This is a genomic window from Methylobacterium sp. B1, from assembly GCF_000333255.1.
GTDB classification, from domain to species: domain Bacteria; phylum Pseudomonadota; class Alphaproteobacteria; order Rhizobiales; family Beijerinckiaceae; genus Methylobacterium; species Methylobacterium fujisawaense.
The window spans coordinates 1-2,552 of record NZ_BACT01000074.1 but is presented as its reverse complement, the minus strand read 5'-3'; the positions used below and the strand labels follow the sequence as shown (position 1 = coordinate 2,552).

General features: G+C 70.8%; 1 protein-coding gene and 1 pseudogene. One reads left to right on the top strand and one right to left on the bottom strand.

Annotated features, from left to right (window positions below):
- Positions 1-1,897 (bottom strand): diguanylate cyclase domain-containing protein (locus tag I53_RS01980; RefSeq protein ID WP_043346085.1); only part of this gene is annotated, 1,897 nt, incomplete at its 3' end.
- Between the two features lie 348 nt (positions 1,898-2,245).
- Here I53_RS01980 and I53_RS30775 point away from each other — a divergent pair.
- Positions 2,246-2,552: pseudogene (locus I53_RS30775) on the top strand (PQQ-dependent dehydrogenase, methanol/ethanol family); the annotation flags it as partial.

Sequence of the window (2,552 nt, the reverse complement as noted above, 5' to 3'; positions counted from 1 at the left end):
TGGACGAATGCGGGTTGTGGAGCTGCACCGCCGAGACGTTGACGGCGATCGCCAGAGGGTTCGGCCAGCCGGCCGCCGCCCGGCAGGCCTCCCGCAGCACCCAGGCCCCGATCTCCAGGATCGCCCCGGTCTCCTCGGCGATCGGCACGAACACGGCCGGGGGGATGCTGCCCCGGGTGGGGTGGCGCCAGCGCAGCAGCGCCTCGAAGCCCGTCACCGCGCCGGTGTCGATCTCGCTCTGCGGCTGATAGACGAGCTCCAGCTCCCCCCGGGTCACCGCGTGGCGCAGGTCGTGCTCCAGCTGCCGCCGGTCGCGGATCTGCGCACCCATGCTGGCGTCGTAGCGCCGAAAGGTGCCGCGGCCCTCGTTCTTGGCCCGGTACAGGGCGGCGTCGGCGTGGCTCAGGAGCGCACGCTGGTCCGCGGCGTCGTCGGGATAGACCGCGATGCCGATGCTGGTGGCGATCACCGGGCCGGAGGCGGCCGGCACCGCGGCCAGGGTGGACAGGATCCGCTCGGCCAGCCGCTCGGCGGACCCCTCCGCCTGCGGCGTCAGGATGGCGAACTCGTCGCCGCCCAGCCGGGCCATCAGCTGTTTCGCGTCGAGGAGGCCGCCGGCCCGGAGGGCGAGATCGCGCAGCATCGCGTCGCCGGCCGCGTGTCCGAACAGGTCGTTGACCTCCTTGAAGCGGTCGAGGTCCAGGCACAACACGGCGAGGCGGCCGCCCTGGACGTCCGCGGCGCGGATCTCCCGCTCCAGCCGCGCGTGGAAGCTCGTGCGGTTGGCCAGCCCCGTGAGCGCGTCGTGGTGGGCGAGGTAATGGATCTCGCTCTCGGCCCGGCGCCGGGCGCGCAGGTCGCGCACCGCCACGGCGTGGTGCGGCAGGCGCCCGTACTCGGCGACGGGACGCATGATCACCTCCACGGGGATCGTGCCGCCGCTCGCCGGGACGAGGTCGGCCTCGAGGGGCTGGTCGACCGTTCCGGCCCCGGTGGCGACGCCCGGCAGGTACAGGGCCAGGTTCGTGCCCACGAGGTTGGAGGCCCCGGTGCCGGCGAGCCGGGCGAAGGCCTCGTTGGCGCTGACGATCTCGCCGCCGCGGCAGACGACGAGACCCTCCACCGCCGCGTTGGCGAGGCTGCGCAGCCGCTCACGCTCGAACTCGGCACGCTTGCGGTCCCGCAGGTCGAGCACCAGGGCAGCCCCGGCGAGCAGCAGGATCAGGAAGCTCGCCGCCGCCACCGCGGCGGCGAGCCAGGCGGTGCGGATGGCGCTCGCGTGGATCTCCACGGTGGGGTCCGGCAGGATGGTCACGGCGGCCATGCCGGTGAAATGATGGCCGCAGATCGCCAGGATCAGCAGCGCGCCGCCGCCGAACCGGCCCCGGACCGTGGTGGCCGACAGCCCGACCACCAGGGCGGCGGCGCCGAACGCCGCTGCGAGCCCGACCGAGATCACGACCGGGACGGGATTCCACACAAGGTGTCCTGGCACCTGAAAGGCGGCCATGCCGGTATAGTGCATCACCGCGATGCCGCACCCCACCACGGCGCCGCCGAGCGCCGCCTGGATCCTCCGGCCGGTCGTGGCTAGGGCGAAGCCGAGCCCGGTGATCGCCACGGCATCGACGTAGGAGAGGAGGGTCAGCCCGACGCCGTACCCCGACGGCAGCCCGGGCTCGAAGGCGAGCATCGCCAGGAAATGCGTCGCCCAGATCCCCGACCCGCCGGCGGCGGCGGCCACGGTGAGCCAGATGTAGCGGTTGCGGCCTCCGGCCCGGCCGGCATGAATGAGGAGTTCCAGCGCCGTCGCACTCGCCAGCGTGCAGACGAGTGCCGCCAGGACCACCAGCCAGAAGTTGTGCTCTCCGGCGAAGCAGCCGACCAGTGACAGCATGTATGCAACCGGAGATTATTAAGAGATGCTCTTATGCCACGTTTGGCATCCAGAATTTAATATTCAGCCAACAGCATCCCTCGATAAGCGAGATTTTACTGATCTTTAACGACGTCTCATGCGCCGGCCCTCGGTGCGCCGAGCGCGCCGAGCGCGCCGAGCGCGCCGAGCGCGACGGACGCGGCGCTGGCCTGTTCCCGGAGGCCGAAGCTGGGCTATGGCGGGGCATGCCGCCCGGCCGGGCGGTCCGCGGGACCTTCAGCGATGGCGTACTGGCTGTTCAAATCCGAGCCCGCGACCTGGTCGTGGGACCAGCAGGTCGCGGCCGGTGAGGCCGGCACGTACTGGAACCCGGCGCCGTGGAACGAGACCATGCGTCCCGGCGACAACAAGTGGACGATGACGATCTTCGGCCGCGACGCCGACACCGGCGAGGCGAAATTCGGCTACCAGAAGACCCCGCACGACGAGTGGGACTATGCCGGCGTCAACGTGATGATGCTGTCCGACCGAAAGGCAAGGACGGGAAGATGAGGAAACTCTTCACCCACCCGGACCGCAACGGCATCGTCTACACCCTCGACCGGACGGAACGGACGCTTGGTCTCGGCCACAAGATCGACGACACCGTCAACGTTGTTCAAGTCGGTGGATC